17 protein-coding genes and 1 pseudogene are annotated in these 25,463 nt (G+C 53.9%); 7 read left to right on the forward strand and 11 right to left on the reverse strand.

Going from position 1 to position 25,463, the window contains the following annotated elements:
• Positions 1-25 precede the first annotated feature (25 nt).
• Positions 26-553: a flavodoxin FldB gene (gene fldB / locus CWE23_RS02375; RefSeq protein ID WP_105305955.1), complete on the forward strand. Its 528-nt coding sequence runs from the start codon at positions 26-28 to the stop codon at positions 551-553.
• Positions 554-569: 16 nt separating this feature from the next.
• The gene (locus tag CWE23_RS02380) at positions 570-2,981 is read left to right on the forward strand and encodes a zinc-dependent metalloprotease (RefSeq protein WP_126819268.1); all 2,412 of its coding nucleotides are present in this window, start codon (positions 570-572) and stop codon (positions 2,979-2,981) included.
• Positions 2,982-2,997: 16 nt separating this feature from the next.
• Here the strand turns inward: CWE23_RS02380 and CWE23_RS02385 are convergent, their stop codons facing one another.
• From CWE23_RS02385 to CWE23_RS02395, 3 genes are all read right to left on the reverse strand, one after another.
• Positions 2,998-3,390 (reverse strand): acyl-CoA thioesterase, encoded by a 393-nt coding sequence (locus tag CWE23_RS02385; RefSeq protein ID WP_105305953.1) that lies wholly within the window; start codon positions 3,388-3,390, stop codon positions 2,998-3,000.
• 47 nt (positions 3,391-3,437) lie between these two features.
• Positions 3,438-5,681, reverse strand: a complete 2,244-nt coding sequence (locus CWE23_RS02390) for a S9 family peptidase (protein WP_126819270.1) — start codon at positions 5,679-5,681, stop codon at positions 3,438-3,440.
• 104 nt (positions 5,682-5,785) lie between these two features.
• Positions 5,786-7,984, reverse strand: a complete 2,199-nt coding sequence (locus CWE23_RS02395) for a TonB-dependent receptor (protein ID WP_126819272.1) — start codon at positions 7,982-7,984, stop codon at positions 5,786-5,788.
• Between the two features lie 174 nt (positions 7,985-8,158).
• Here CWE23_RS02395 and CWE23_RS02400 point away from each other — a divergent pair, with 174 nt between their 5' ends.
• Positions 8,159-9,811, forward strand: a complete 1,653-nt coding sequence (locus CWE23_RS02400; RefSeq protein ID WP_126819273.1) for a M28 family metallopeptidase — start codon at positions 8,159-8,161, stop codon at positions 9,809-9,811.
• 211 nt (positions 9,812-10,022) lie between these two features.
• On the opposite strand, the gene olsF is transcribed toward CWE23_RS02400, so the two are convergent.
• From olsF to cysS, 3 genes are all read right to left on the reverse strand, one after another.
• The gene (olsF, locus tag CWE23_RS02405; RefSeq protein ID WP_105305949.1) at positions 10,023-11,711 is read right to left on the reverse strand and encodes a bifunctional ornithine lipid synthase OlsF; all 1,689 of its coding nucleotides are present in this window, start codon (positions 11,709-11,711) and stop codon (positions 10,023-10,025) included.
• A gap of 245 nt (positions 11,712-11,956) precedes the next feature.
• Positions 11,957-13,501 carry a M17 family metallopeptidase gene (locus CWE23_RS02410; protein WP_126819275.1) on the reverse strand — a complete coding sequence of 515 codons (1,545 nt, stop codon included), beginning with the start codon at positions 13,499-13,501 and terminating at the stop codon, positions 11,957-11,959.
• Positions 13,502-13,529: 28 nt separating this feature from the next.
• The gene (cysS, locus tag CWE23_RS02415; protein ID WP_126819276.1) at positions 13,530-14,909 is read right to left on the reverse strand and encodes a cysteine--tRNA ligase; all 1,380 of its coding nucleotides are present in this window, start codon (positions 14,907-14,909) and stop codon (positions 13,530-13,532) included.
• A 120-nt stretch (positions 14,910-15,029) separates the two neighbouring features.
• Between cysS and CWE23_RS02420 the strand changes: the two genes are divergently transcribed.
• On the forward strand, positions 15,030-15,527 hold the full coding sequence (locus CWE23_RS02420; RefSeq protein WP_126819278.1) for a peptidylprolyl isomerase: 498 nt from the start codon (positions 15,030-15,032) through the stop codon (positions 15,525-15,527).
• 8 nt (positions 15,528-15,535) lie between these two features.
• Positions 15,536-16,255 (forward strand): UDP-2,3-diacylglucosamine diphosphatase, encoded by a 720-nt coding sequence (locus CWE23_RS02425; RefSeq protein WP_105305946.1) that lies wholly within the window; start codon positions 15,536-15,538, stop codon positions 16,253-16,255.
• A gap of 337 nt (positions 16,256-16,592) precedes the next feature.
• Here CWE23_RS02425 and CWE23_RS02430 read toward each other — a convergent pair whose 3' ends face one another.
• Entirely contained in the window at positions 16,593-17,192 is a 600-nt protein-coding gene (locus CWE23_RS02430) for a Yip1 family protein (RefSeq protein ID WP_105305945.1), read from the reverse strand.
• Between the two features lie 329 nt (positions 17,193-17,521).
• Between CWE23_RS02430 and miaE the strand changes: the two genes are divergently transcribed.
• On the forward strand, positions 17,522-18,301 hold the full coding sequence (gene miaE, locus CWE23_RS02435; protein ID WP_126819279.1) for a tRNA isopentenyl-2-thiomethyl-A-37 hydroxylase MiaE: 780 nt from the start codon (positions 17,522-17,524) through the stop codon (positions 18,299-18,301).
• A 21-nt stretch (positions 18,302-18,322) separates the two neighbouring features.
• On the opposite strand, the gene CWE23_RS02440 is transcribed toward miaE, so the two are convergent.
• The 4 genes and pseudogenes from CWE23_RS02440 to CWE23_RS02455 form a co-directional block, all read right to left on the reverse strand.
• Positions 18,323-19,282: an isopenicillin N synthase family dioxygenase gene (locus tag CWE23_RS02440; protein WP_126819281.1), complete on the reverse strand. Its 960-nt coding sequence runs from the start codon at positions 19,280-19,282 to the stop codon at positions 18,323-18,325.
• A 197-nt stretch (positions 19,283-19,479) separates the two neighbouring features.
• Positions 19,480-20,759 (reverse strand): annotated as a pseudogene (locus tag CWE23_RS02445) (dicarboxylate/amino acid:cation symporter).
• 117 nt (positions 20,760-20,876) lie between these two features.
• Entirely contained in the window at positions 20,877-21,872 is a 996-nt protein-coding gene (gene sohB, locus CWE23_RS02450; protein ID WP_126819283.1) for a protease SohB, read from the reverse strand.
• Between the two features lie 257 nt (positions 21,873-22,129).
• A complete protein-coding gene (locus CWE23_RS02455) occupies positions 22,130-24,523 on the reverse strand; it encodes a VolA/Pla-1 family phospholipase (RefSeq protein ID WP_126819284.1) in 2,394 nt (797 codons plus the stop codon).
• 182 nt (positions 24,524-24,705) lie between these two features.
• On the opposite strand from CWE23_RS02455, the gene CWE23_RS02460 reads away from it, so the two are divergent.
• Entirely contained in the window at positions 24,706-25,458 is a 753-nt protein-coding gene (locus tag CWE23_RS02460) for a YciK family oxidoreductase (RefSeq protein ID WP_105305938.1), read from the forward strand.
• Positions 25,459-25,463: the final 5 nt, after the last annotated feature.

Consider the following 25,463-nt stretch of genomic DNA (forward strand, 5'->3'; position numbering starts at 1 on the left):
GATCCGACAGGAGACGTCTTAGCCTATGTCACTAAAAATCGGTTTATTTTATGGTTCAACCACCTGCTATACCGAAATCGCAGCGGAGAAAATTCAGCAGGCGATTGGCGCCGACATCGTGTCGCTTTACAACATCAAAGACACCCCTCTGGCCGAAGCCGAGCAGTTTGACATTCTGATTTTCGGGATATCCACCTGGGACTTCGGTGAGCTGCAGGAAGACTGGGAAAGCCACTGGGACGACATCACCCCGCTTAACCTGGACGGCAAGCTGGTTGCGCTATACGGTATGGGCGACCAGGAAGGCTACACCGACTGGTTTCAGGACGCCCTTGGCATGTTGCATGACGCCATTGCCGACAAAAATTGTAAACGCATTGGCTTTTGGCCCAACCAGGGCTACGACTTCGCTGCGTCAAAAGCATTGACCGAGGATCAGCAATATTTTGTTGGACTGTCGCTGGATGAAGATTCACAGTATGAATTGTCCGATGAGCGCATCGAACAGTGGACCACTCAATTGCTGGAAGAAATCGCAGAACAACTGGAATAATAATAAGGAACCCGTTATGCGGCACGTTATTAGTTTAACCCTACTCATCCTAAGCCTCGCCTGGGTGCCGGCCGTTGACGCAGACGCTGACGTCCCGACGGTGGCAAGTTTTACCGAGTCGCTGCAACAACACCAGGGCTTTTATACCTTTTACCACGATCAGCACAACGGCAAAATTTACCTGCAGGTGCCGGTCGATGGTGACGCCTTTATTTTTCAAACCTCGTTGCCCTGGGGGCTTGGCTCCAATGACATCGGTTTGGATCGCGGTCAACTTGGCCAGACGCAGTTAGCGTCGTTTCATGTCGAGGGCGATAAAGCCTTACTGTTAGCGCATAACACCGGGTTTCGCGCCAGCAGCCGTAACCAGGCCGAACGCGACAGCGTCAACGAAGCCTTTGCCGACAGCGCACTGTATGGCTTTAACGTGGTCGCGCGCGCCGACGACGGCAATTCGGTACTGATCGATTACACCCCGTATTTGCTGTCCGATGTCCACGGCGTCAGTCAGCGGCTGAAATCCACCAACCAGGGTAGCTTTAGCGTCGACAGCAGCCGTTCGGTGATTTATCCGGCGCGCAGTAAAGCCTTTGTCGATAACACCGAGCTCGAAGCCAAAGTCACGTTTACCGGTGAAGGCAACGGCCGTTATCTGCGTCAGGTGGCAGCCGACAGCAATGCGCTGACGCTGCACCTGCATCACTCCTTCATCCGCCTGCCGGACGACAACTACACGCCGCGAGCTTTCCATCCCAACAGCGGCTTTTGGGCCGAAACCTTTGTCGACTATTCCGCGCCGCTGGGCAGTGATCTGGAAACCAAAGTAATCCCCCGTCACCGGCTCAACAAAAAAGACCCTATCGCCTCCCGCAGTGAAGCGCGTGAGCCTATTGTCTACTACCTGGATCCGGGCGCACCGGAGCCGGTGAAAAGCGCATTGCTTGAAGGGGCACAATGGTGGGCACAGGCGTTTGACGCCATCGGTTACGAAAACGCGTTTCAAGTCAAAGTATTACCGGACGGCGCTGACCCGATGGACGTACGCTACAACGTCATCCAGTGGGTGCATCGTGCCACCCGTGGCTGGTCCTATGGTTCGTCGGTGATCGACCCGCGTACCGGCGAAATCATCAAAGGTCACGTGACACTCGGTTCATTGCGCGTTCGTCAGGACATGAAAATCGCCGAAGGCCTGCTCGGTCCATTTCATCGCGATAACCGCGCCGAGTTGAAGGAAACCATCGAGGCCATGGCTCTGGCGCGTATCCGCCAGCTCAGCGCCCACGAAATTGGCCACACCCTGGGTATCGCCCATAACTTTGCCGCATCACCGCAGGACCGGGCTTCCGTGATGGATTACCCGCACCCGCTGGTCACCCTCACCACTGACGGCACGCTGAGCCTGCAAGAGGCTTACGACGTCGGTTTGGGTGATTGGGACAAACAAGTCATTGCGTACGGCTACAGTGACTTTGGCGGTATGCCGTCGGAGTCAGAACAGTTGCAACGTATTCTGGCCGAAAACCAGCAACTGGGGCTCGAATTTATTTCCGACCGCGACGCCCGCCCCGTTAGCGGCGCGCACCCCACCGCTCACCTGTGGGACAATGGTGCCGACCCGGTGACCGAACTGCAGCGGATTCTGACCGTGCGCGAACAAGTTTTGCAAAACTTTGGTCAGAGCCAACTGCCTGCTGACGCGCCGCTCAGCGACTTGCAGGAAGTGCTGGTACCCATGTATTTGCTGCACCGCTACCAGACCGAAGCCGCGGTTAAGGTGCTCGGCGGTGTTCACTACCGCTATTACATGAACGACAGCGCGCCGAAAAACTACCAGCCGGTTGGCGCCGCTAACCAGCAACGCGCGTTACAGCAACTGCTGAGAACCATTCGTGCCGATCAACTGCAATTGCCGCAGCAGGTTGCACGATTGATGGTCCCTCTGGCGTATGGTTCCGCTGATAACCGCGAGCGCTTTAAAGGCCGCACCGGTTTGATCCCGGATCCGGTCAGTTGGGCAGCCAGCGCCGCGCACTTTAGCTTAACGCGAATGTTTGACAGTGCCCGCCTTAACCGCTTGCATCAACAGCACGCCCGCGACAGCGACGTCCCTTCGGCAGCCGCGCTCTTCAATCAGGTCGCCGCAGTGGTACTGGAAGACTGGCAGCAACAACCAGATGATGTGTTGCGGCAACGGCTGCTGAGCACCGCCTTTAATGCGATGGTGAAAGCGCTGGAGGATGAACAGTTAGCACCAGAAGTGGCGTTGACACTGCGCCGTGCCTTGCAAACTCAGCAACAAAAGCTGAGCAACAGCGATAACGGCCTGGCTAACACCTTAGCGCAGCAGTTGCAGACTTACTTAGATGAAGGAACGTGGCCAGCCAATTACCAGCCACATCCATTACCTCCGGGTTCGCCGATTTAAGGCGAACCCCGACGCGTTAAACGTCGATTTTAGCTTCGTCCAGTTCGGCTTTGGTTTTACCGTGCGGAGTCGGCTGGCGAGTTTCAGGATCAATGTGAACGAAGACAATGTCGTCCGCCACACAGATGTTTTGTTTGGTGTGTTTATTACGCACCACACAAGTAATCGTCAGTGAGCTGCGGCCGGCTTTTTTCACCTGCAGGCCAAATTCCACCACGTCCCCCTGGAACGCAGAGGTTTCAAACGTGATGGCACCGATGTGCTTGGTGACCAGGCTTTTGGCTTCCAACTGACAACTGGCGAAGATGTAGGCTTCTTCGTCAATCCATTCCAGAATACGGCCACCGAATAAAGAGCCGGCAAAGTTAAGGTCATTGGGCATAACCAAGCGGCGGGAAAGAAAACGCATAGCGACTCCTTAACAAATTAAGTGAAAGAGTCGCTAAGTATAACGCATTATTTTTTAAGCGTTTGTTGAAAAAAGTCGTGGATCAGCTGATGCCGGTGAATTTTCGTCGCGGTGCCATTCAGCGAGTGCTTTTTGCCCGGATAATTCATCATCTGAAATTGCTGGCGATTATCCTGCAACTGCTTGTACAACTTGGTGCTGTGGGTAAACAGCACGTTGTCATCGGCCATACCGTGATAAATGAGCAAGTCGCCCTGTAGCTTTTCCGCATACGGAAACACCGACGAATTCTGGTAAGCGTCGCCGTTTTGTGGCATGCCCATATAACGTTCGGTGTAGTGCGTGTCATACAACGCCCAGTCGGTAACCGGAGCACCCGATACGCCCGCCGCAAAATAATCCGGCGCTTTAAACATCGACATTAACGTCATGTAACCACCGTAACTGTGACCATAGATGCCGATCCGATCCGGGTCGACAAAGTCCAACGTGCGCAAGTAGTCGACACCACGCATCTGATCGCGCACTTCCGGCTCTCCCATAGCGCGGTAAATTGGCGCTTCAAAGGCTTTGCCGCGATTGGCTGAGCCGCGGTTATCAAGGCTGAAGACCACGTACCCCTGTTGTGCCATGTACTGCACAAACAGGTTACCCCAGCCTTTATCGACGACCTGCACGCCCGGTCCGCCATAAACGTATACCATCACCGGATATTGCTTCTGACTGTCAAAATTGGCCGGTTTGGTCAGCTGATAATATAACGTCTGGCCGTCATCAGCTTCCAGCGTGCCGTAGTCTGGATACAACCAGTCCCGGTAATACGGCTTCAGCGGATGGTTTTTGTTAATTTCATTCTGATTCAACCACGCCAGTCGTTCCCCGGTCGGTCCGTGCAAGCTAACCTGCGGCGGTTGCTCAGGCGATTCAAAGGTATCCAGGTAAGATTGTGCATCACTGGCAAATACAATACTGTGAATGCCTTCGCGCTCGGTAATGCGGCTTGGCGAGCCCGGCGAACCGGTGTTTAGCTGATTACGGTACAGGTGACGTTCCAGCGGTGACGACTGACGACCACTAAAATAAATCACACCGGTTTGCTCATCAATGGCTTCCAATTCGTCCACCGCCCAATTACCGGCGGTTAACTGACGAATTAAACTGCCGTCCACGCGATACAGGTACAAATGCTTATAGCCACTGCGCTCAGACGCCCAGACAAAGTGTTTGTTGTCGTTCAAAAAGTACAGATCATCATGGATGTTCACCCAGCTGTCGCTGGTTTCGGTGATCAGCACTTGCTGCTTCAGTGCCTCGGTTTCCACCAACCGCAGTTCCAGGGTTTGCTGATCGCGACTTTGCCACTGGTAAGTAAACCGTTTGCCGTCGTTCATCCAGTTAACCCGCGCCAGATAGCCATCCCCTAACTCGGACAAACCCAGCCACTGAATGGTCGACTCCAGGCTCTGTTCACGCTCAGACAGCTTCACCCAACCCAGGTCAATATCGACATTGTCGGTACCGGCAAACGGATAACGCTGCTCGATCATATCGATACGGTCGGCATAGATTTCGCTGCGGGTGGCAATGTCAACCGGTGTTTCGTCAACCTTGGTTAACACCAATGACGACTCATCCGGCGCCCACCAATAACCGGTCATGCGATCCATCTCTTCCTGTGCGACAAATTCCGCCATGCCAAATTTGATAACACCACCACCAGAGTGTGTGATCGCCTGCTCTTTGCCGCTGTCCAGATGCACGGTGTACAGGTTTTGCTCACGAATAAAGGACACATAATTGCCCTGCGGCGATAGCCGCGCATCGGTTTCAAACGCCTCAGTATCGGTAATCTGACGCGCTTTGCCTTGCGCTAAATCGTAGTAATAGACGTCGCCGTTAAGCGGGAACAATAACGCGTCGGACTGCGCCGACCATTGATAGGAAACAATCCCCGAGCCGCTCAAGCGTAGCCGTTCACGCCGCGCTTTTTCTTCGTCGGAGAGGTTCTCCGGGCCCGAATAAAGGCTGTCGGAATTCACCAGCAGACGGTGTTCACCGGAGTCAATTTGATACTGCCAAAGGTCATAACGACTGGCGTCGTCATCACGCCCTTTCAGATAGGTCAGTGACTGACCGTCCGGCGCAAAACGTAAGGCACGAATGGATTCGCCGGACAGTGCCGGCGCCGAGAAAATTCGTTCGATGGTCAGCTGCTCAGCGGCAGCCGGGGTTGAACATAAACTTGCTGATACCGCGGTAACCGCCGCAGCCAGCATAGAAAAACGCAGCATATCGGGTGTCCTTGCTTGCTATCAAAGCGTTGCTCATATTGATAACGTGCAAGCATACCAAATAATGCTGCGTTATACTGTTACGCTGCGATTAACGGTGCGCTTCAGAAGTTTATTGACACCCCTAATTGCAGGTTACGTCCGGCCATCGGCACGTCGTCTTTCAAAAACGAGCTGTGTACCAGACCCAACTGGTTAGTCAGGTTCTCACCCTTCAGATAAACCGTGGCACCATACTGCGCCAGCCACTGCGGGTAATAATTCAACCGCGCATCCAACAACCCAAACGCTGGTGTGACGGTTTCGTTGGTGGCGATACGATCCTGTTCCAGGTAGCGGGTATAGCCCAGCGCCGCATCCCACTGTTGAGCCTGATAACGGGCTTCGATACCGACCCGCTGCGCCGGAATACGCGGCAAGTCATCACCACCGCGCTGCTTCGCACGAGTGTAATCACTGAAGCCGTGCAACGACCATTGGTCGTCGATGCGGTAGCTCAGATCCAGTTCATAGCCATAAAGTTCGGCATCGGTCTGCGCAAACTGTACCACTTGCAGACCCTCTTCAGCGCCGTGATCATGCTCGTCATGCGGCTCTTCGTGGCCTTCCTCATGGCCTTCCTCATGAGCTTCTTCATGGCCTTCGTCGGTGTGCAGCAAGTTACTGCTGATGCCGGTAAAGCGTTCATAGATAAAGTCGTCAACGCGGTTATAGAACACGTTTAACTCGGCGTGCAGTTGTTCGTTTTCGTAGTGAAACCCAACGTCGATGTTGTTCGATGTTTCGGTATTCAGCGCGTGCCCGGCTTCTTCAATGTGATATTCGCCGTTGTCTTCCGCATGCAACTCGTAGAAAGTACCTAATTCGTAGGTGCGGGTGGCGAAATGCTCGCCGTTAGCAAACACTTCAGTAGCACTCGGCGCACGCTCAGCATGGCTCAAATTAACCGATACCGAACTGAATTTATCAAAGTGGTAGAGGTAGCCGGCCGACGCTGATACCGAGTTGAAGGTATCCAGGCGTACGTCGTCGCTGGCCAATGTGGTGCGCTCGTAGCGTGCGCCCAAATCCACGTGATGGTCACCAAATTCCTGTTCCACCAACCAAAATACGCCTTGCGAACGGCGTGAGGTATCCGGCGTAAAGGCTTCTGCACCAAAGGCTTGCTTGTCACTGATGTCCCACTGATAACCCAGAGCGCCACTCCAGCCGCCTAACGGCTCATGCTTGGCGATCACGCGCAATTCTTTTTGCTGATTCTTAAACTGGGTGCCGAGGATGTCACCTTCAACTTCGCTGTGCTGATAATCGGTTAGGCCGGCACGAAACTCCAGCGCTTCGAAACCCTGCAGCGGCGCATTAAACTGGCCGGCGAACTGCCAGCGTTGTTGCTCCAGATCGGCAAACGGCAGCGCTTCGCCCTCATGCTCATCATGTTCGTCATGCTCCTCCAGCGCTCCGTGCTCGTCCTCGTGCTCTTCCTCTTCTTCATGACCGTGATCTTCATGGGCATGACCGGGAATACCGTATTGCATGTTCAGCGCTTCGTAGCTCACACCAAAGTAGCCCCAGTCACCGTGGTATGAAGTGCCCAGGCTGGCACCGTCAGAATCGGCAAAGCTGTTTTCGACAACATCAACCACTTCGCCTTCGTCGTTAAGGAACGTCGGTGTTTCAAAATCATCCGCACGGCGATAATGCGCATCCGCGTAAAACGTCCAACTGCCGTTACCCGCGGTAATGTTATAAGATGCCTCTTTTTGGTCATTAACCGTAGCACCACGAAGGTTCGCGTTACCGCTTAAACCGTACACCGGTTCCGCCGGAATGCGTCCGTCGACCACATTAATCACACCGCCAATGGCGCCACTGCCGTACAACAAGGTAGCCGGACCGCGTAACACTTCAATTTGTTCAGCGCTGCTGGTTTCCGTGGTCACCGCATGATCCGGGCTGCCGCGCGAAACGTCACCGCTGTCCAGACCATTTTGCGTCACCTTAACCCGCGGGCCGTCAAGGCCACGAATGATTGGGCTACCGGCACCGGCGGTATAGTGGGTGTTGTTAATACCCGGTTCCAGCGCCAACGTTTCACCCAACGTCTGCGAATGCTTTTGTTTAAGCTCATCACCGCTTATGATGTTAACCGGCTGAGTTGACTCCAGCGCGGTTTTATTCAACGGATTCGCACGGATAACGATGGTTTCATCCACCGGCTGCTGTGTGGTTTCCGCGGCCTGTTGGGCGCTCGCAGCGCAGGCCGTCATACTTAAAACACTCAAGGTAATGGCATTCAACTTCACGATACTGTCCTTCTCATTGCTTAACCGACTCAATGTAATAATATAACATTACACTTGCTGTTTACGATTTGCAACACTCTTAGGTTCACCTGCGGCTAGTGCTGAACGGATAGCTGAGGTACACTGGCAAAGCTAAATCAACATCTTTTAATAACAATACGTTGTGAGAACACCATGAAGAAGTTAACTCGTCTGCTGTTACCCGCCGCCGTTGCGGCAACGCTCGCCGCTTGTGGCGCGCAGGACGCTCCTGCGAAAAATGTCAGCGTCAGTGCGCAACAGGAAAACATCCGCGCGCATTTAGAATTTCTTGCCAGTGATGACTTAAAAGGTCGTCAAACCGGCAGCGAAGGACACGAAATCGCCTCGAAATACATCGTCAGCGAATTCAAACAACTGGGTCTTGAACCAGCAGGCGAAGATGGCACCTACTATCAACGCATCCCGTTCCGCACCAGCATGCTGGTCGCCGATAGCGCCGAAATGGTGTATTCCCGCGACGGCGAAGAGATGAGCTTTGAGTTTGGTAAAGAATTTATTACAGGTCCAAGCCATTACAGCGAACGCACTGAAGTGACCGCACCACTGGTGTTTGTCGGCTACGGTATGGAAGCCCCGGAATTTGGTCTCAACGACTACGAAGGCCTTGATATTGAAGGTAAAATCGTAGTGATGTTGACCGGCCGTCCGGAAAACCTGCCCAGCGAAGAAGGCGCTCACCTGGCCAACATTAAAAACGACATCGCCCGTGAAAAAGGCGCCGTCGGTATCATTACCTTGCATACCCCGGTACGTGAAGAAGTGCGTAAGTTCGAAACCAGCGTTTACTACACCAAAACGCCTCGCATGACCTGGATCGGTCCAAACGGTCTGCCGCAGGGTCAGGAACAACAGCTGATGGGTTCTGCGTATCTCGACGATGAGCCGGCACAAAAACTGTTTGCCAATGCGCCCACAGCGCTGGACACCATTTTTGAACAAATTCAGGAAGATCCTAACTTCTCACCAAAAGGTTTCGCACTGGACGGCTCGGTGAAACTGGTGAAAGAATCGACCCACGAAGAAACCAGCAGCCCGAACGTGGCAGCGGTATTACCGGGCACCGATCCGAACCTGAAAGACGAGTACGTCGTTTACACCGCGCACTCAGACCACATCGGTGTGGTGAAAGACATGAGCAGTGATGACACCATCAACAACGGTGCCATGGACAACGCCTCCGGTGTTTCTGTAATGCTGGAAACCGCGCGTATGTTTGTTGAGTCAGGTATCGACAACAAACGGTCAATCATGTTCTTGTCGGTAACCGCGGAAGAAAAAGGCCTGCTTGGCGCCGATTACTTCGCCAATAACCCAACCGTACCGTTAAACAGCATCGTCGCTAACGTAAACCTGGATATGCCGGTGCTACTGTACGATTTTGCCGACGTCATCGCCTTTGGTGCTTCGCACTCAACACTGGGTGACACGGTAACCAAAGCCGCGGAAAAATACGATACCGAGCAAAGCCCGGATCCAATGCCTGAACAGGCGATCTTTACCCGTTCAGACCATTACACCCTGGTGAAAAAAGGTATTCCGGCGGTGTTCCTGATGACTGGCTTTACCTCTCGCACCGAAGGCGAAGACGGTGGCGAAGTCTGGGGTAAATTCTTTGCGGAACATTACCACCGCCCAAGCGATGACTTGAAGGTACACGATGTGAACTACGAAGCGGGCGCACGCTTCACCAACATCAACTTCGAAATCGGCAAAGAAATCGCTAACGCGGACCAGCGCCCACAATGGTTGGAAGACTCTTACTTCGGTAAGCAGTTCCAGGAGTAACAGCTGTTTGCAGCTGCGCTGCGGCTGTTTGCAACTGCGTTGCGGCTTTTTGTCGCTTCGCGACGGCTGTTTGCAACATCGCTTCGCTCGTTGCGGCTGTTTGTGCTACGCACGGCTTTTACCGCCGTCAGGCAAACAGCCTCAGCGGCCGGAGGCTCGCTAAAAACAGCCGGCCCGAAGGGCCAAATAGCCGTCGCGTAGGATGTGCGACCTACAAGTAGCGTTTGCGTTTTTTGGCCTTCAGCTTAGTCACATCAACCAGCACTAAACCATCAATTGAATTGGAAAAATCCGGGTCCACCCCAAACGCCAAAAACTGCACACCGCCCTTCTCGCATAAATCCGCATATTGCTTATACAGCGTCGGCACCGCGGTGCCCATCGACGCCAGATAACTTTTTAGATCGCAGAAGTCTTCTTCATAGCAGCCGCTTAAACGAAAATGCCGCGCGTCCGGCTGATACGGGTGATTGGCCACAGCCAAGGGTTGCTGCGCCGGAAAATAATGCCGGTAGAAGGTCACCAACGCCTCTTTCGCTGGGTCCGGCAAGGCATTACTGATACTGACCGAGCCAAACAGATAACGGTACTGCGGTCGCGCGCGCAGCAACGCACCAATGCCCATCCACAGATAATCCAAACTGCGTTTGCCCCAATAGCGCGGCTGAACAAAGGAACGACCCAGTTCGAGACCCTCAGCGTGAATATCCGACATCGCTTTATCAAACTGATAAAACGCCTGCGTATACAATCCATCTGAGCCGACCTTCTGCAGGATCTGTGCACAGTCACCCAGCCGGTATGCACCGGCAATCTCAAGATCCGCCGGGTCCCAGAGGATCAGGTGCATGTAATACCGATCGTGATCATCCAGATCACGGCGCTGCCAGGTGCCCTCACCGACGGCGCGAAACGCCACTTCCCGCAAACGACCGATTTCGCGCAGAATCGGCGAGCTGCCGGAAAATTCATACAACACAATCTGTTTACCGCAGGGCGTGGTACCCAGTTGCTGACAGGCTTCGATGGCCTGCTTCAGGGTTTGGCGCGGCTCCGGCCGGGCAATCGCGGTCTGCGTCGGAAAAATCAGCTCTTTTTTGGTGCCCAGTCGGTACAAATGTTTTTTCAGTAACTTGAGCTGCTGCTTTACCGGCAATAACCGTGTAGCGTCCAACGCTTTGAATGGGATCAGTTCACCAATCCGGCAACTGACGTGCTTGCGCTGCTGACGGAACATTTCTTTGACCAGCAACAACGTTGCCAACGGTTTGTAGACCATCGAGGCGGTATAGAACAGTGCTGAATTATGCGCGTGCAGGCGGATCGGTAATAACGGCGCTTCACAGCGTTTCGCCAGCTTTAAGAAGCCCTGTTGCCAGCGCGTGTCGCGTACCCCTTGCGGCCGCAGTCGTGAAACCTCGCCCGCCGGGAACACAATCACCGCACCCTCGGCCTCAAGATGCCGGTGAATATTGCGAATGTCGTCACGCGAACTCTGGCCGTTGAACACGCGTACCGGCAGTAACATCGACTGCAACGGTTCCAGTTTCATCAGCAAATCGTTGGCAACGATCTTAACGTCAGCCCGCACTTCGCTGACCAGTTTCAACAGCGCCAGCCCGTCCAATGAACCGATCGGGTGGTTGGCAAAAATCACTACCCGCCCGTGGGTGGGAATGTTGTCCAGCTCGCTGCTGCGGTAGGCGTAGGAAAAGTTAAAGTAGTCCAACACCTGCTCAACAAAATCAATGCCGTTAAGTTCAGGATAGCGTTGGCTAAAATCGCGGATATCGCTCTCGTGCAGGAGGTTGCGTAAAAACCAGGTGGTGGGTTTGGCCAGCCAGGGTTTGTTATGGATCCGCGGCAGGCTCTCTTTTACAACGTCTTCTACATTCAACATGGGGCTGTCCTCATCGTTGCGATGAGAACAGCTTAAGCCGATTTTATGACATTAAGATGAATGGCCTTCGGCCGGCTTTTTGCAGCTGCGCTGCGGCTACTTGTCGCTTCGCGACGGCTGTTTTTAGCGTGCCTTCGGCCGCTAAGGCTGTTTGCCTGACGGCGGTAAAAGCCGTGCGTAGCACAAACAGCCGCAACGAGCGCAGCGATGTTGCTAACAGCCGCGCCGTAAGGGGCAAATAGCCATTATTTCCGCAGGTATTGCGCGGCCAGCATCGTGACCGGTGCCGCCGTCGGCTTACCGTGTTGCCAGTCACCGCCCTCAACACCACTGCCAGCAATATCCACATGGACATAATTCAGCGGTTTATCACTGGCAATACCATGCTCATCAAGACCCGCAACACCGCTTAAAAACGCCATCGGGAACTGATGTCCACGGGCGGTTGTTGCTGACGGTCCGTTGTTTGATGACAGCAGATCATCACACAGCGTGCGGCCTTTAACGAAGTCAAAATCCTCGCGCCGCGACCAGGAAATTTCTGCCGGGTCACCAAACACTTCGCCGACCTCAAACAACTGCTGAGCCAGCTGTGCTTTACGTGCCGGTCCGTTTGGCACCAGCGCTGTGTACGGACCTTTTGCCAAGGCCGCATGGCCGGTTAGGGTTGCCACAGTAAACAGATCACAAGGTAACTCACTGGCGGCGGCCTGCTCACGCAGATGCGACAGCAAATCAGCCATTGCCAGGCGCCCTTCCGCGTCGGTGTTACCGATGCGTACCCGTTTGCCGCTGTGGCCGGTAATGATTTCATCAGCCACAAAAGCGTCGGCGCCGATGCTGTTGCGCACCGCGGCAATTTCCGCGATCACGTGCAGATGTTCGGGCTGTACTTCGGCAACCGTTTTAACAAAACCCGCCACCGCAGCCGCACCGCCTTTATCACGGCTCATGCCGGCCATGTGACCGCCGGTTTTCAGATCCGCACCACCGGTATCGTAAACAATCCCTTTACCGGCAAACATCACCGTGCGCTCGGGCTTGCTGCCTTTGTACTCCAGTCGAATGACGCAGGGACGGTGACGTTCTACGTCCATCGACGCACGCCCGACGGCGGCCGCCAGTGGGTACTCATGCTGCAGTTGTTGATAATCGTCGATCACCGTGACTTTAACCGCCGTGTGCGCAAACGCTTGTCGGCAGTACTCGGCAAACCGCAGCGGAGCCATGCGCTCTGGCTCGGTTCCGGCAAGATCACGGGCCACCCGTTTACCGGCTTCCAACGCCATTGCCCAGTCACGGTTCAGCGCACCGACCAGGGTCACGTCTTTGGTCGGCTCAATATCATCTTCGCCCAGCGCTTCGCGCGCTTCCAGCGGCTGATACAGCGCCTGACAAACACCCAAATAGGCTGCCAGGTGCGCGTTCTGATAGCGTTCGTCCTGAGTATTAACCGCATTCAGCATCAGCACCGGATGGCGGGCGCCGGCGTCCTGTGCCATTTTAGCGGCTTTAGCGGCGGCATCGAAAATTTGACGAACGTCATCATAGTCACGGTTCAGTGGCCCGGTCGGCGCAAGCACCAGACGCTTGCCCGGCACGCCGTCCTGCAACAACAGCAAGGTTTCCTTGCCAATGCGCTGGTCAGCCTGTTGAGCCCCACGAATGGCTTCACTGAGCTCGGTATCTTCGATGCGGTCAAACGGGCCGATCACGATCAGCGCATCGACGTTTTGGTTTTCTTTGGCCTGCGCCAGTGATTCCACGCAGTGTAATTGTGCAAATGCCATAATTCTTTTACCTCCGGTTAAGGGCGTGTTAGCTGCGGCGCCACTGGGTGCCGTCAGCGCCGTCTTCCAGCACGATACCCATCGCGGTCAGTTCATCACGCGCTGCATCGGCTGCCGCCCAGTCTTTTTCTGCTCTGGCGTTATTACGTTTGGCGATCAGCGACTCGATCAATGCCACATCGTCGCTGTCGCCCTGAAGAAATTGCTCCGGCGCCTGTTGCAACAAGCCCAGCACCTCAGCCAGCTCTTTCAGCACACTGGCCAATTGTGCCGCCTGCTGCGGCTGGCTGTCACGGACACGGTTCAGCTCGCGAGCTAGATCGAACAGCACACTCATGGCTTCCGGCGCATTAAAATCGTCGTTCATCGCGGCGCTGAAACGCTGCCAGTAAGGATCACGCAATTCCGCACTGGCCGCTGCCGGCTCAATGCCGCGCAACGCCGTGTACAAACGTTCCAACGCGGCATGCGCTTGCTCTAAATTGTCCTGGGTGTAGTTCAACTGCGAGCGGTAATGGCTCGACAGCAAGAAATAACGCACGGTCTCGGCGTCGTAAGCGTTCAGCACGTCACGAATGGTAAAGAAGTTACCCAGCGACTTTGACATCTTAACGTCGTCAACCTGCACCATGCCGCTGTGCATCCAGTAGTTAACGTAGTCTGACTGGTTAGCGCAGCAGCTTTGCGCAATCTCATTTTCATGGTGCGGGAAGGTCAAATCCGAGCCTCCGCCGTGGATATCAAAGGTTTCACCCAGGTGTTCTTTATTCATCGCCGAACATTCAATGTGCCAGCCCGGACGGCCCGGTCCCCAGGGTGAGTCCCAGCTCGGTTCTCCGGCTTTCGCTTTCTTCCACAACACAAAATCCAGTGGATCGGTTTTCGCGTTGTCCACTTCGACCCGGGCGCCCGCCTGCAGTTGCTCTAAGTCCTGACGACTGAGGCGGCCATAATCAGCGAAGGTGGACACATCAAACAACACGTCACCGTTACTGGCAACATAGGCGTGGCCGTTGCTCAGCAAGCGCTCGATCATAGCAATGATTTGGTCCATGTGTTCGGTGACCCGCGGCTCAACGTCCGGGCGCAGCAGGTTCAGGGCATCGAAATCCTGATGCATTTCCGCAATAAAACGCTCGGTCACGGCGTGGAAATCTTCACCGTTTTCCATCGCCCGGCGGATAATTTTGTCGTCCAGATCGGTGATGTTGCGAACGTACTTGACGCTGTAACCCAATTTGCGCAGATAGCGCACCACCACATCAAAGGCCACATAGGTACGCGCATGGCCAATGTGACAGAAGTCGTAAGTGGTAACACCGCACACGTAGATACCCACTTTGCCGGGGTTAAGCGGCGTAAACGTCTGCTTTTCACGAGTCAGGGTATTAAACAGTGTCAGTGCCATGGTTGCTGCGCTTCCTTTTTTCGATGGTTGATAAGATTCGGTTAAAGCACTAATGATACCACTGAACGCAACGCTCTGGTACACTAGCGCCCGGTTTAGTCATTGTTACAGGATACCAATATGCAGGTTGTATTACACACAAACCACGGTGACATCACGCTGGAAATGCATCACGACACCGCGCCGAATACCGTTGAAAACTTTTTGAAATATGCTCGTGACGGGTTTTACAATAACACCCTGTTTCACCGGGTCATCGATGGGTTCATGGTTCAGGGCGGTGGCTTTGAGCCAGGCATGAAGCAAAAAGAAACCCGTGACAATATCGAGAACGAAGCCAAAACCGCGAAGCCGAACACCGTCGGTACGGTTGCGATGGCGCGTACGCCGGATCCTCATTCCGCATCGTCGCAGTTCTTCATTAACGTCAATGACAACAGCTTCCTGAACTTCCAGAACGAAACACCGAATGGCTATGGCTATTGCGTGTTTGCCGAAGTGGTGGGCGGAATGGATGTGGTTAACACCATTAAAGGCGTTAAAACCGGTTCTGCTGGATTCCATCAGGACGTACCGGTTGAAGATGTGGTCATCAAGAAAGTCACCATCAACGACTAAGCGTTGTCATGACGACTGCGTTTATCGCTGATCTTCACTTATCGCCGGCGCGGCCAGACATAACGGCCGCGTTCAGCGACTTCTGTCAGCAACACCAACACCTCGATGCGCTATATATTCTCGGAGATTTATTCGACGCCTGGTTAGGCGATGACGATCCCAGTGATTTTGCCGCGCACATCAAAGCCCAGTTGCGGCAGTTAAGTGCGGCGGGCGTGGATGTGTTCTTCATGCCCGGAAACCGGGACTTTATGCTGGGTCAGCGCTTTGCCGATGAGGTCGGTTTAACCATACTGCCTGATGAAACCGTGATTGAGCTGGATGGCGAACCTGTGCTGTTAATGCATGGCGACACCCTCTGTACCGACGATGTCGATTACCTGCGTTACCGCGCCATCATCCAACACCCGATCAGTAAATTTGTGCTGCGCCACCTGCCGTTGTCACTGCGTATGCGCATCGCCCGCAAACTCCGCGCCGGTTCCGCCTCAAAACGTCCCAACCTGAGCCAACAGCGGTTGCGGCAGATGGATGCCCAACACCAAGCCGTGCTCGACGTCATGGCAAAACATCAGGTACAACGACTGATCCACGGTCACACCCACCGCGCTGCCATCCACGCCTTTTACGCCAACGGCCAAAAAGCCCAACGCATCGTACTGGGCGACTGGTACGACGCCCAAAAAATAGTCAACCCCAAACGATATTCAGGCATCTACAAAAAGTAACTTGCGCCCGAGGCGCACCCACGAGAGATTGTCAGAAGATATCGGAAGAGGTAACTTGCGCCCGAGGCGCAAGCTACGAGAGATTGTCAGGAGATATCGGAAGAGGTAACTTGCGCCCGAGGCGCAAGCTACGAAAGTTCAGATCGTAAGTAGCCATCGGCTTAGCGCGATGCAATCGCGCGTGCCGATCGGGAACAAACGTCAATTCACCGTTCGGGAACAAACGTCAATCCACCGATCGGGAACAAACGTCGATTCACCGATCGGGAACAAACGTCAATCCACCGATCGGGCCAAAACGTCAATTCACCGATCGCCCCGATCGGCGACATGAACATCAAGACATAAACGTCGGACCAAACCCGTTGGTCCACAGAATTGCCGTGGTTACCATCAGGATCACCATCAGGATAAGACCGGCAGTGACCACCGAACTGGCGTACAAGAAACCACGCTCTTCCGGAATGTGCATCAGCACCGGAATACCCGCGTACAGCAGATATACCGAATACGCCACACCCGCTAAGAAAATCAACGCCACGAACCAGAGTTCAGGGTACAGCGCTGCAATACCGGACATGATCACCGGTGTCGCGGTGTAAGCCGCCAACTCCAGCGATTGCGTGTAGCTCGGATCAGCGCCAAAAGTCTTCGCCATCCAGTACACTAAGTAAGCCAAAGCAAAGGTCGCAGCAATAATGCCAAGGTACATTGCAACCCCAAGCATCACCGCACTGCCCTGCGTCAGAAAAATAGACTCGCGGGCGCCCACGCTCCAACCGATGTGTGCCGACGCATAGTAAGCGGCAACACAGGGTAAAATTGCGACAAACAAAATATGCGTTAACGAATTAACGATACTTTCCCGTTTTGCGTCAATGGTTTTCCACTCTTCCATTGGATGAGCGTATAGACCCCAGATGTGATTCAGTATCATAATTGACTTCCCCATTTAACGCGGCTCTGCCGCCCTTGTTGTTCCCATAATGCTGATCACAGTAATAACTGTCATCATCGCTGTCCGTTATAACGGCTTCTTGTTGTTATTACGTGCTTCTCACTGTTTGAGCGCACAAGTGAGTAAAAATTCACCTTAGCCTCTACTATTGAGAACATTTTTTAACCTGTCAAGATCTTTTATTTAACAAAACAAACACTTTGTTAACAATACGTAATAAGCACGGAAACCGATGCCGCTGAGATTCAATTTTTCACGCTATTGGCGTAAAATAGCGGCTCATTCATCAACACCAACTGAACTTTCGTATGAGCCATCGCTTGTCCCACGACGACATCGAATCGTTACTGACCCCGATAAACTCCTTCTTACAGTGCCGTACGCCCGAAGCTTGGCTGGAACGGGCAAAACAACCCGAAAGCCTGCCGGTGCTGTTACGCGATCATATGGTGTGCGAATTAAAAGCGGCGCAGAGTGCGATGCTGCTGATCCGCCGCTACGCGGTCGACGAAGAAAGCGGTAATGCGCTGCTGGCGTGGCTCAAACCCTATGAAGATTTTACCTACCGCATGGTGGGCGACTGGCGCGACCTGGCTCAGCATAACCGTCTCAATAAGCGCATGGTGCCGAAATCCGATCGGCCCTACAGCCAGGAGTTGATTGATAAAATGGTGCTGCTGATAAAAGAAGAGTTGCATCACTTTTATCAGGTGCTGGAAATTGCCCAACAGCTCGGCATTGACTACGACAAGCTCACATCCAGCCGTTATGCCCGGGGACTACTGACCCACGTGCGCACTTACGAGCCGGCGGCGTTAATCGACAAATTGATTTGCGGAGCCTACATCGAGGCGCGTTCCTGCGAACGTTTTGCCGCCATCGCGCCCTATGTCGATGAACGTCTGGGGCAGTTTTATGTGTCGTTACTGCGTTCGGAAGCCCGCCATTACCAGGACTATCTGACCCTGGCTCAACAGTTCTCCGATGAAGACATCAGTGACCGGGTTAATTTCTTCGGTGCCATTGAACGCGGATTGATCGAATCCCCCGACGCTGATTTTAAATTCCATTCCGGTTCGCCGGTTTAATATAGGAATGGCGGCGGCGTCCTACGCCGCCTTGCCCGCATCCGGGTGCGATCGCACCCGGCCCTTGAGCACATTTTCACCGACCTGCGACAGCAGTGGGTTATTTGGATCGGTCGAAACGCCTTTTGATTTCGCCTTCATCGCGGCTGGTAAATCCAGTACCGGCACTGTGGCATCCAGTTGTGCCGCCATAAAGTAAGCGACCGAAAAGCGCTCGGTACCCGGTTTGGGCGCGCGCACGCGGTGGTTGGTGGCCTGCAGAAAACCGTCAGACGCCAGCTCCAGTAGCTCACCAATGTTCACCACAAAAGAACCGGACAATGGCTCGACGTCCAGCCATTCACCCTGATGTTCCACTTCCAGACCGCTTTGTTGATCCTGCAGCACAAACGTCAGATAGCCCGGATCTTTATGCGCACCAACGCCCTGGCTGGAGGCTTCCGTGCCCGGGTAGCGGATAATTTTCGAGTGGGTGTAAGGACCGTCGCGGAAACTGTCATCCAACGCATTCCATGCGACACCCAGCGCCTGACACAACGCCCGCAGTAAGGTAACGGCTATCTCTGTCTGCCGCAGAGTTAAGCTCAGTAACTGTTCCCGCAACGGCGGCAACGCCGCCGGCCACAAGTTCGGCCCGATCACCCGCTGCCAGTCATACTGTAGCTGCTGCGGCGCCGGCTCTTCGTTCATCCAGTCAAACTGTTCGCGCATATCAACGGCACCGGCCGTGACTTCCTGACCAACCGCGTTGTAGCCACGAAAATGCGGCGAATAGGCCATACTGACTTGCTCTTTGGCCGCTTGTGATAATGCAAAGAAGCGCCGACTGACGCGTAACACGGCGTCCAAATCAGCCTCCGAAAGGCCGTGCTCGACCAGATAGAAAAAGCCAACCTCACTGGCGGCCCAGAGCAACCGTTCGCGCTCGGCTTGCGTGTCTAACTGTTTGTACGAAATGATGGGTAACTGCTGTATCGCCATCGTCGCCACCTCTTAAACCATGATGGCGTCGATAATAAATCCGATACATAAGGAAGCGAACGAACGATTTAATCTATAATAGGCAGGAATGGAATATGACTAAATTAGCTGGCTCGGTGGTCCGCTTTGCACCGCTAAACCGGCGGCCGCATAACTCCGATGCGTACCGCCGGAAGCGTGTCGCGCCGGGGCGCGACCTACAGATCTTCGAGTTTTTTACCCGCTTCGCGATCGTAGTAAACGTCCTCGTCAAAGTCACCTTCCGACTTCGCCACAACGCAACTTACCATCGCATCACCGGTCACATTAACCGCGGTACGGGTCATATCCAACAAGCGGTCAACACCGATGATGAGGCCAATACCCTCAACCGGTAACCCGACCTGCTGCAATACCATTGCCAGCATGATCAGACCAACGCCGGGCACACCTGCGGTACCTACCGACGCCAGTGTCGCGGTCAGGATAACCATCAGATAGTCGCCCACGGACAAATCCAGACCATAAACCTGCGCGATAAACACCGTCGCCACACCCTGCATGATTGAGGTGCCGTCCATATTGATGGTGGCACCCAGCGGTACGGTAAAGGAACCGACGCTGTTCTTAACGCCCAGACGTTTGGTAACGGTTTCTAGCGTAATCGGCATGGTGGCGTTACTGGATGCGGTACTGAAACCAAACAGCTGCGCGTCACGCATCTTCTTCAGGAAGATGCCCGGCTTAACACGCGCTAAGGCGCTCAGCAGGAATGGATGCACCACCAATCCGTGAATGATCAGCACCACCAGTACCAGGAAGAAGTATTTTGCCAACCCGGCAATCATGCCCAGCCCGGTTTCGGTGAACAACTTCGCCATCAGCGCAAACACACCGTAGGGGGCGAGGTTCATCAGAATCACCACCAGCTTCATGATGACGTCATTAAAGTCGTCAAAAAAGCCTTTCAGGCGCTCACCGGGTTTTCCAACCAGCGCCATCGCAATACCGAACAACAACGCAAACACAATGATTTGCAGCATGTTGCCTTCGGCCATCGCATTGATCGGGTTATCCGGGAACAAATCGATGATAACCTGCGACAGTGACGGCGCTTCCGAGGGCTCAAAGGTGGCATTAGAGTCGCGCTCGACACCCGAACCCGGCTGAATATGGCCGAGAAAATCGCAATCGAAATGGCAATAGCCGTGGTGATCAAATACAAACCGACGGCTTTACCGCCCAGTCGGCCGAGTTTGCTCGGGTCGCTCAGTGAGCAGGTACCCACCACCAGCGACACAAACACCAAGGGCACCACCAGCATTTTTAATGAGGTAATAAATATCTGACCAATGATATTAAACAGACCATTCGTCAGATAACTATCAACCCAGGCACTTTCACCTACCAGGTAACGCAGCGCCAGCCCCAGGATAATACCGGCGAACATACCAATGGCAATGCGCGCGGTCAGGCTAAGTTTTTTCTTATCACTCATACGAGTCCTTTATAGTTAGCGTCTTATCAGTCAAGCCCAAAATAATCGCCATAGCCTAGCAAAAAGGCGCTAGCCGCGCTAGCGCCAAACCGTTGTGTGGGCTAATGATACGATGAATTACACATCCGAGCGGGCAAACGAGGTCTTCAATGTGTGGATTAATGTCGCCGCACCTTTGGCAAAACGTTCGCTGATGGGTTTCTTCACGCTGTATTCCAGCTTCAGGATTTCGCGTTCACTCAGCTGTTTCAGCAACCAGGCGTCACTGGTGATGATCTCATCCACCAACCCCAGTTCTTTCGCCTGTTGTCCTGACCACACCTCACCGGTTGCCACTTTGTCGATATCCAGTTGCGGACGGTTGGTTTGGACGAAGTCCTTAAACTGGTGATGGATGGCTTCCAGATCCTTTTTAAACTTACGGCGCCCTTCTTCGGTGTTTTCACCAAAGATGGTCAGCGTCCGTTTAAATTCACCGGCGGTAATCTGTTCAAAGTCAATGTCATGATTCTTCAACCAGCGATGCACGTTAGGAATTTGTGCGACCACACCAATGGAGCCAATAAAAGCAAACGGCGCCGCGTAAATCTTGTGACCCACACAGGCCATCATGTAGCCGCCACTGGCCGCAACTTTATCCACCGCCACGTGTACGGTCATGCCATGCTCACGTAAACGCTGCAACTGCGCCGCCGCTAACCCATAACCATTCACCACGCCACCGCCGCTTTCCAGCCGCACCAGCACGTCGTCTTTGTCGGTAGCCATACTCAGGATAGCGTTCACTTCACGCCGCAGACTGTCGACTTCCTTGGCATCCAAAGATCCTTTAAAGTCGATCACAAACAAACGTTTATCGTGTTTTTCTTCACTTTTACGGGCTTTTTTAAGCAGTTTCTCCGCTTTTTTGCGCGCCTTTTTGTCCAACAGCTCCATCTGTAAGGCATCCTGCATTTCCTGCAGCTCGCGCGACAAATGGGTAACCTCCAATTCGCCTTTTTGTTTCTTCTGCTTTTGCGCAGCCTGAGCAATAACACCGGTGATCACCACAAAAGCGAACACAATAATGGCTGCTTTTAACAAAAATCCGCCGACATCGGCTAAAAATTCCATATCCACTCCTACATTCCACAGTTCGCTTTAGTCTAGCACTTTTCCACACCGCTGTAGCCCCAAACCACCGGACAAGTGGCAAAGCGAGTGGCGAAGCCACAAGCACACCTAAAAAAGCAAGGCGAGTGGCGAAGCCACAAGCCGCCAAGCAAGCCCGCAGGGCGCCAAGCAAGCGGGCACCGCCCGCGCCAAACAAAAAAAGGCCAGCGAAGCTGACCTTTTTGCCAAGCGGGTAAGGCGGAACACCGCCTTACCTGCTACTGAACAACATCTTCGTTAGTGACAGGCAGCATCAGCATATCCGAACCAAACCAGCTGAAAATCTGCGTTTGCATCTCGGTTGTCGCCGCCGCAGACGCTTCCGGCGATACCAACGACGCATGGTCACCAGCACTAAAGCGCACCGCACCCGATACCGGATTACCGTCTTCGGACTGCACCGTAGCCGATACCGAAGGCAGACCCATCAGACCAATCAATGGCTCAGTACCTGCCAGTGGTTTACCCGCAACCGCATTTGGAATGGTTGCGTCACCCACTGCTTCGATTAAATGAACCGGCGTTTCGGTCGCCACAACGCCCGCCGAATAGTTAACCGGGTCCGCCGAGTCAATCACCGCTTGCGCAGCAAAGGCAAACTGCTCAAAGGTTGCATTAATCTGCGCACGTTCAGCGTCCGATGCACCATCGATAAACTGCGTGTACACCTGTGCCAGCAATTCGCTGAAGCCTTCACCACCCGGCGTCACACCGGCCGCTTCCGCCTGTGCGTTAACCACTTCGGCAAACTCTGCACTGGCTGAGTAAAGCAACTGGCTCTTAACCGGCACTTCGAAAGAACCTGACGCCAGCAAGAAGTTGGCAATGCTGCCGCCCGGCATACCGAACGACGATGCCTGCACTTCAAACATTGGGCTTAACGGCTCAAGTTGTGGGTTAGACAATGGCGTATTCGCCAACGCGGTAAAGCCAACACCGGCAATCGCGCCCAGCGAGTGACCGACAAAGTGCACGTCCTGACCGTTCAGCTGTGCGCCGTCCGCTGCCATGAAGTTATTCAGGCTCATACGCAAGCCGACAAGATCAGCAATCGACTGGCGAATGTTGTCGCGAGCGCCCAGCAGGTTAGCCAGGTTCATGTACGCCGTCACACCAGCCGGACTGGATGCGTCAATCGCACCAAAGGCACGGTCACCGTGTAATGGATGGTCAATGGCCACGGTGGCAAAGCCAGCGGCTGCTAATGAGCCGGCAATACCTGCGGCATTGGTCTTCTCACCGGTGATACCATGCTGGAAAATCACTACCGGCCAGCCGCCTTGTGGGACCGCTTCCAGTTCCGCCATGCCGCGCTCAGCACGAATCGCGTTAACGGTCGCCAGATCCGGAATGGTAATAAACGCCGGTACCGTTTGTGTGCCCTGAATGGCCGGAACCGGGTTGTACTTGGTTAAGTGACGTTCGTTATCCACACCCGGGAAGTCGAAACAATTATTCGGTGGCAACAGCAAGCTTGGATCCTCCAGCGCTTCAGCCGGAATACCCGCACCTGCAGGATCAATAACACCCTGTTCAATCGCACCTAAAATCGATGCCGGGCTGTCACAGGCTGCCTGCCAGCGACCGTCAATCGGCGCGGTTGGGTTTTCAGCGGTTGGCAACGGTGAATAGTAAGGCAGGTTAACCTGACCACCGTACACGCGCGCTGCCGAAGCCGCAGCCAGCGCCGCCGGATCGGTGACACCGTTCTGCTGCAGCACCACGTCCAACGTATAACCTTGTGGAGCAGCCTGCATAACCGGCACTTCCGGCGACCAAGGTGTATCCACACCCGCCGCACTTAAGGCCAGCATCTGTTTAGTTGCGCCCAGCACATCACCGACCGACTGGGTGGTAAAGTTGGACGCATAAATCACGTCTTCGGCATCCACACCAAACTGCGCCAGAGCGCCTTCATAGCTGTTGATTAAGCGCTGCAGCGACACCGCCGACGGATCTGACGATACCGGATCGCTGTCGGCCGGACGTTTCATTAATGTGTAAGTTTGTGAGGGATGAACATCACGACCCAATTCGTCCTGAATGTTCGAGGTTAATGCCACGATGTAACCAGTTTTCGGTTTTAACGGCCGTAGCGGTACCACCGCAACGGTGTCTTCATCAACCGCCGATACGGTAAAGTCAACACCGTGTGTCAGCTCAGCTGTTACCGCACAAGCCGCCGCCGGGCTCGCTGCAGCACACTCGGCGCTTACGTCCGAGCCGCCCTGAATGGTTTCAAACACACGAATCGCACCCTGCGCTTCGACACTGCTTGCTGCCACGGCTATCAGGTCGCCATTTTCATCACGCGGCAATGAGAAGTTAAAGGTCATGGTCGGGTGTGTCCCCCAACCGTCTAGGCCATTTAAAGCCACTTGTGGATCACTGCTGTCGCTTGGATCTGCAACCGGGATATTCAGCGTGCCATCAACGGTACCGCTCAACAACACGTTGGTTGGCGCCGGAATAATGCTGTTAGAAGGATCAAACTGAACACGCGTTGCAGCAATATTAATTTCTTCTTCTGTCAACGGTGCTTCATCACCGCTACCACAGCCGACCAGACTTAGTGCTGATCCAATCGCCAATGGGAGTAATAATTTTTTCATGTGGATTCCCCAGTCCTTTTTTACATTTTTATTATGAAGCCTTCGCTTAACGATTTTTATACACCTGTATGAATTAAGATAAAAGGCTTTTTCCGGAATTTCTATTCGTTTGCTGAGAAGTTATCCGAATATCAGTACAATAGCTTACACTGACGCTAACAGTCCAATGGAAAACGATAAATATGCAAATCAAAACTGTACACGATTACCAAGCGCGTCCTGACCTGCTGAAGGACAAAGTCATTCTTATTACCGGCGCCGGTGACGGCATCGGCCGTCAGGCGGCGCTGTCGTTTGCGGAACATGGCGCTACCGTCATTCTGCTCGGTCGCACCGTGGCCAAGCTGGAAGCGGTCTATGATGAAATTGAACAAGCCGGTGGCGCGACCCCCGCGATTATTCCGCTCGACTTAAAAGGCGCGAGCAAACAAAATTACCAGGACATGGCCGCCACCATTAAAGAACAGTTCGGGCGCCTGGACGGATTGCTGCACAACGCCGGCATCCTCAGTATTCTGTCGCCGTTTACCCACATCGAGGAAGACGACTTCCGCGATTCGTTGCAGGTCAATGTTACCGGCCCGATGCTGATGACCCAGGCGTTGTTACCGGTTATGCAACTGGCACCGCAGGCGTCGCTGGTCTTTACTTCATCAGGCGTCGGTCGTAACGGGCGCGCTTACTGGGGCAGCTACTCGGTGTCGAAGTTTGCGACAGAAGGTATGGCACAGGTGATTGCTGACGAGTACGACACCACCACGGTTCGCACCAACGTCATCAATCCTGGGGCAACCCGCACCAGTATGCGCTCAAAAGCCTATCCGGCAGAAGATCCAAAACAGCTCAAAACACCGTTAGATCTGATGCCGACTTATTTGTATCTGATGGGCGATGATAGTACAAAAGACAATAACATTTGTTTCGACGCGCAATAGCGCGC

Origin of the sequence: Idiomarina aquatica (genome assembly GCF_003987185.1) — a bacterium.
Classification (GTDB): domain Bacteria; phylum Pseudomonadota; class Gammaproteobacteria; order Enterobacterales; family Alteromonadaceae; genus Idiomarina; species Idiomarina aquatica.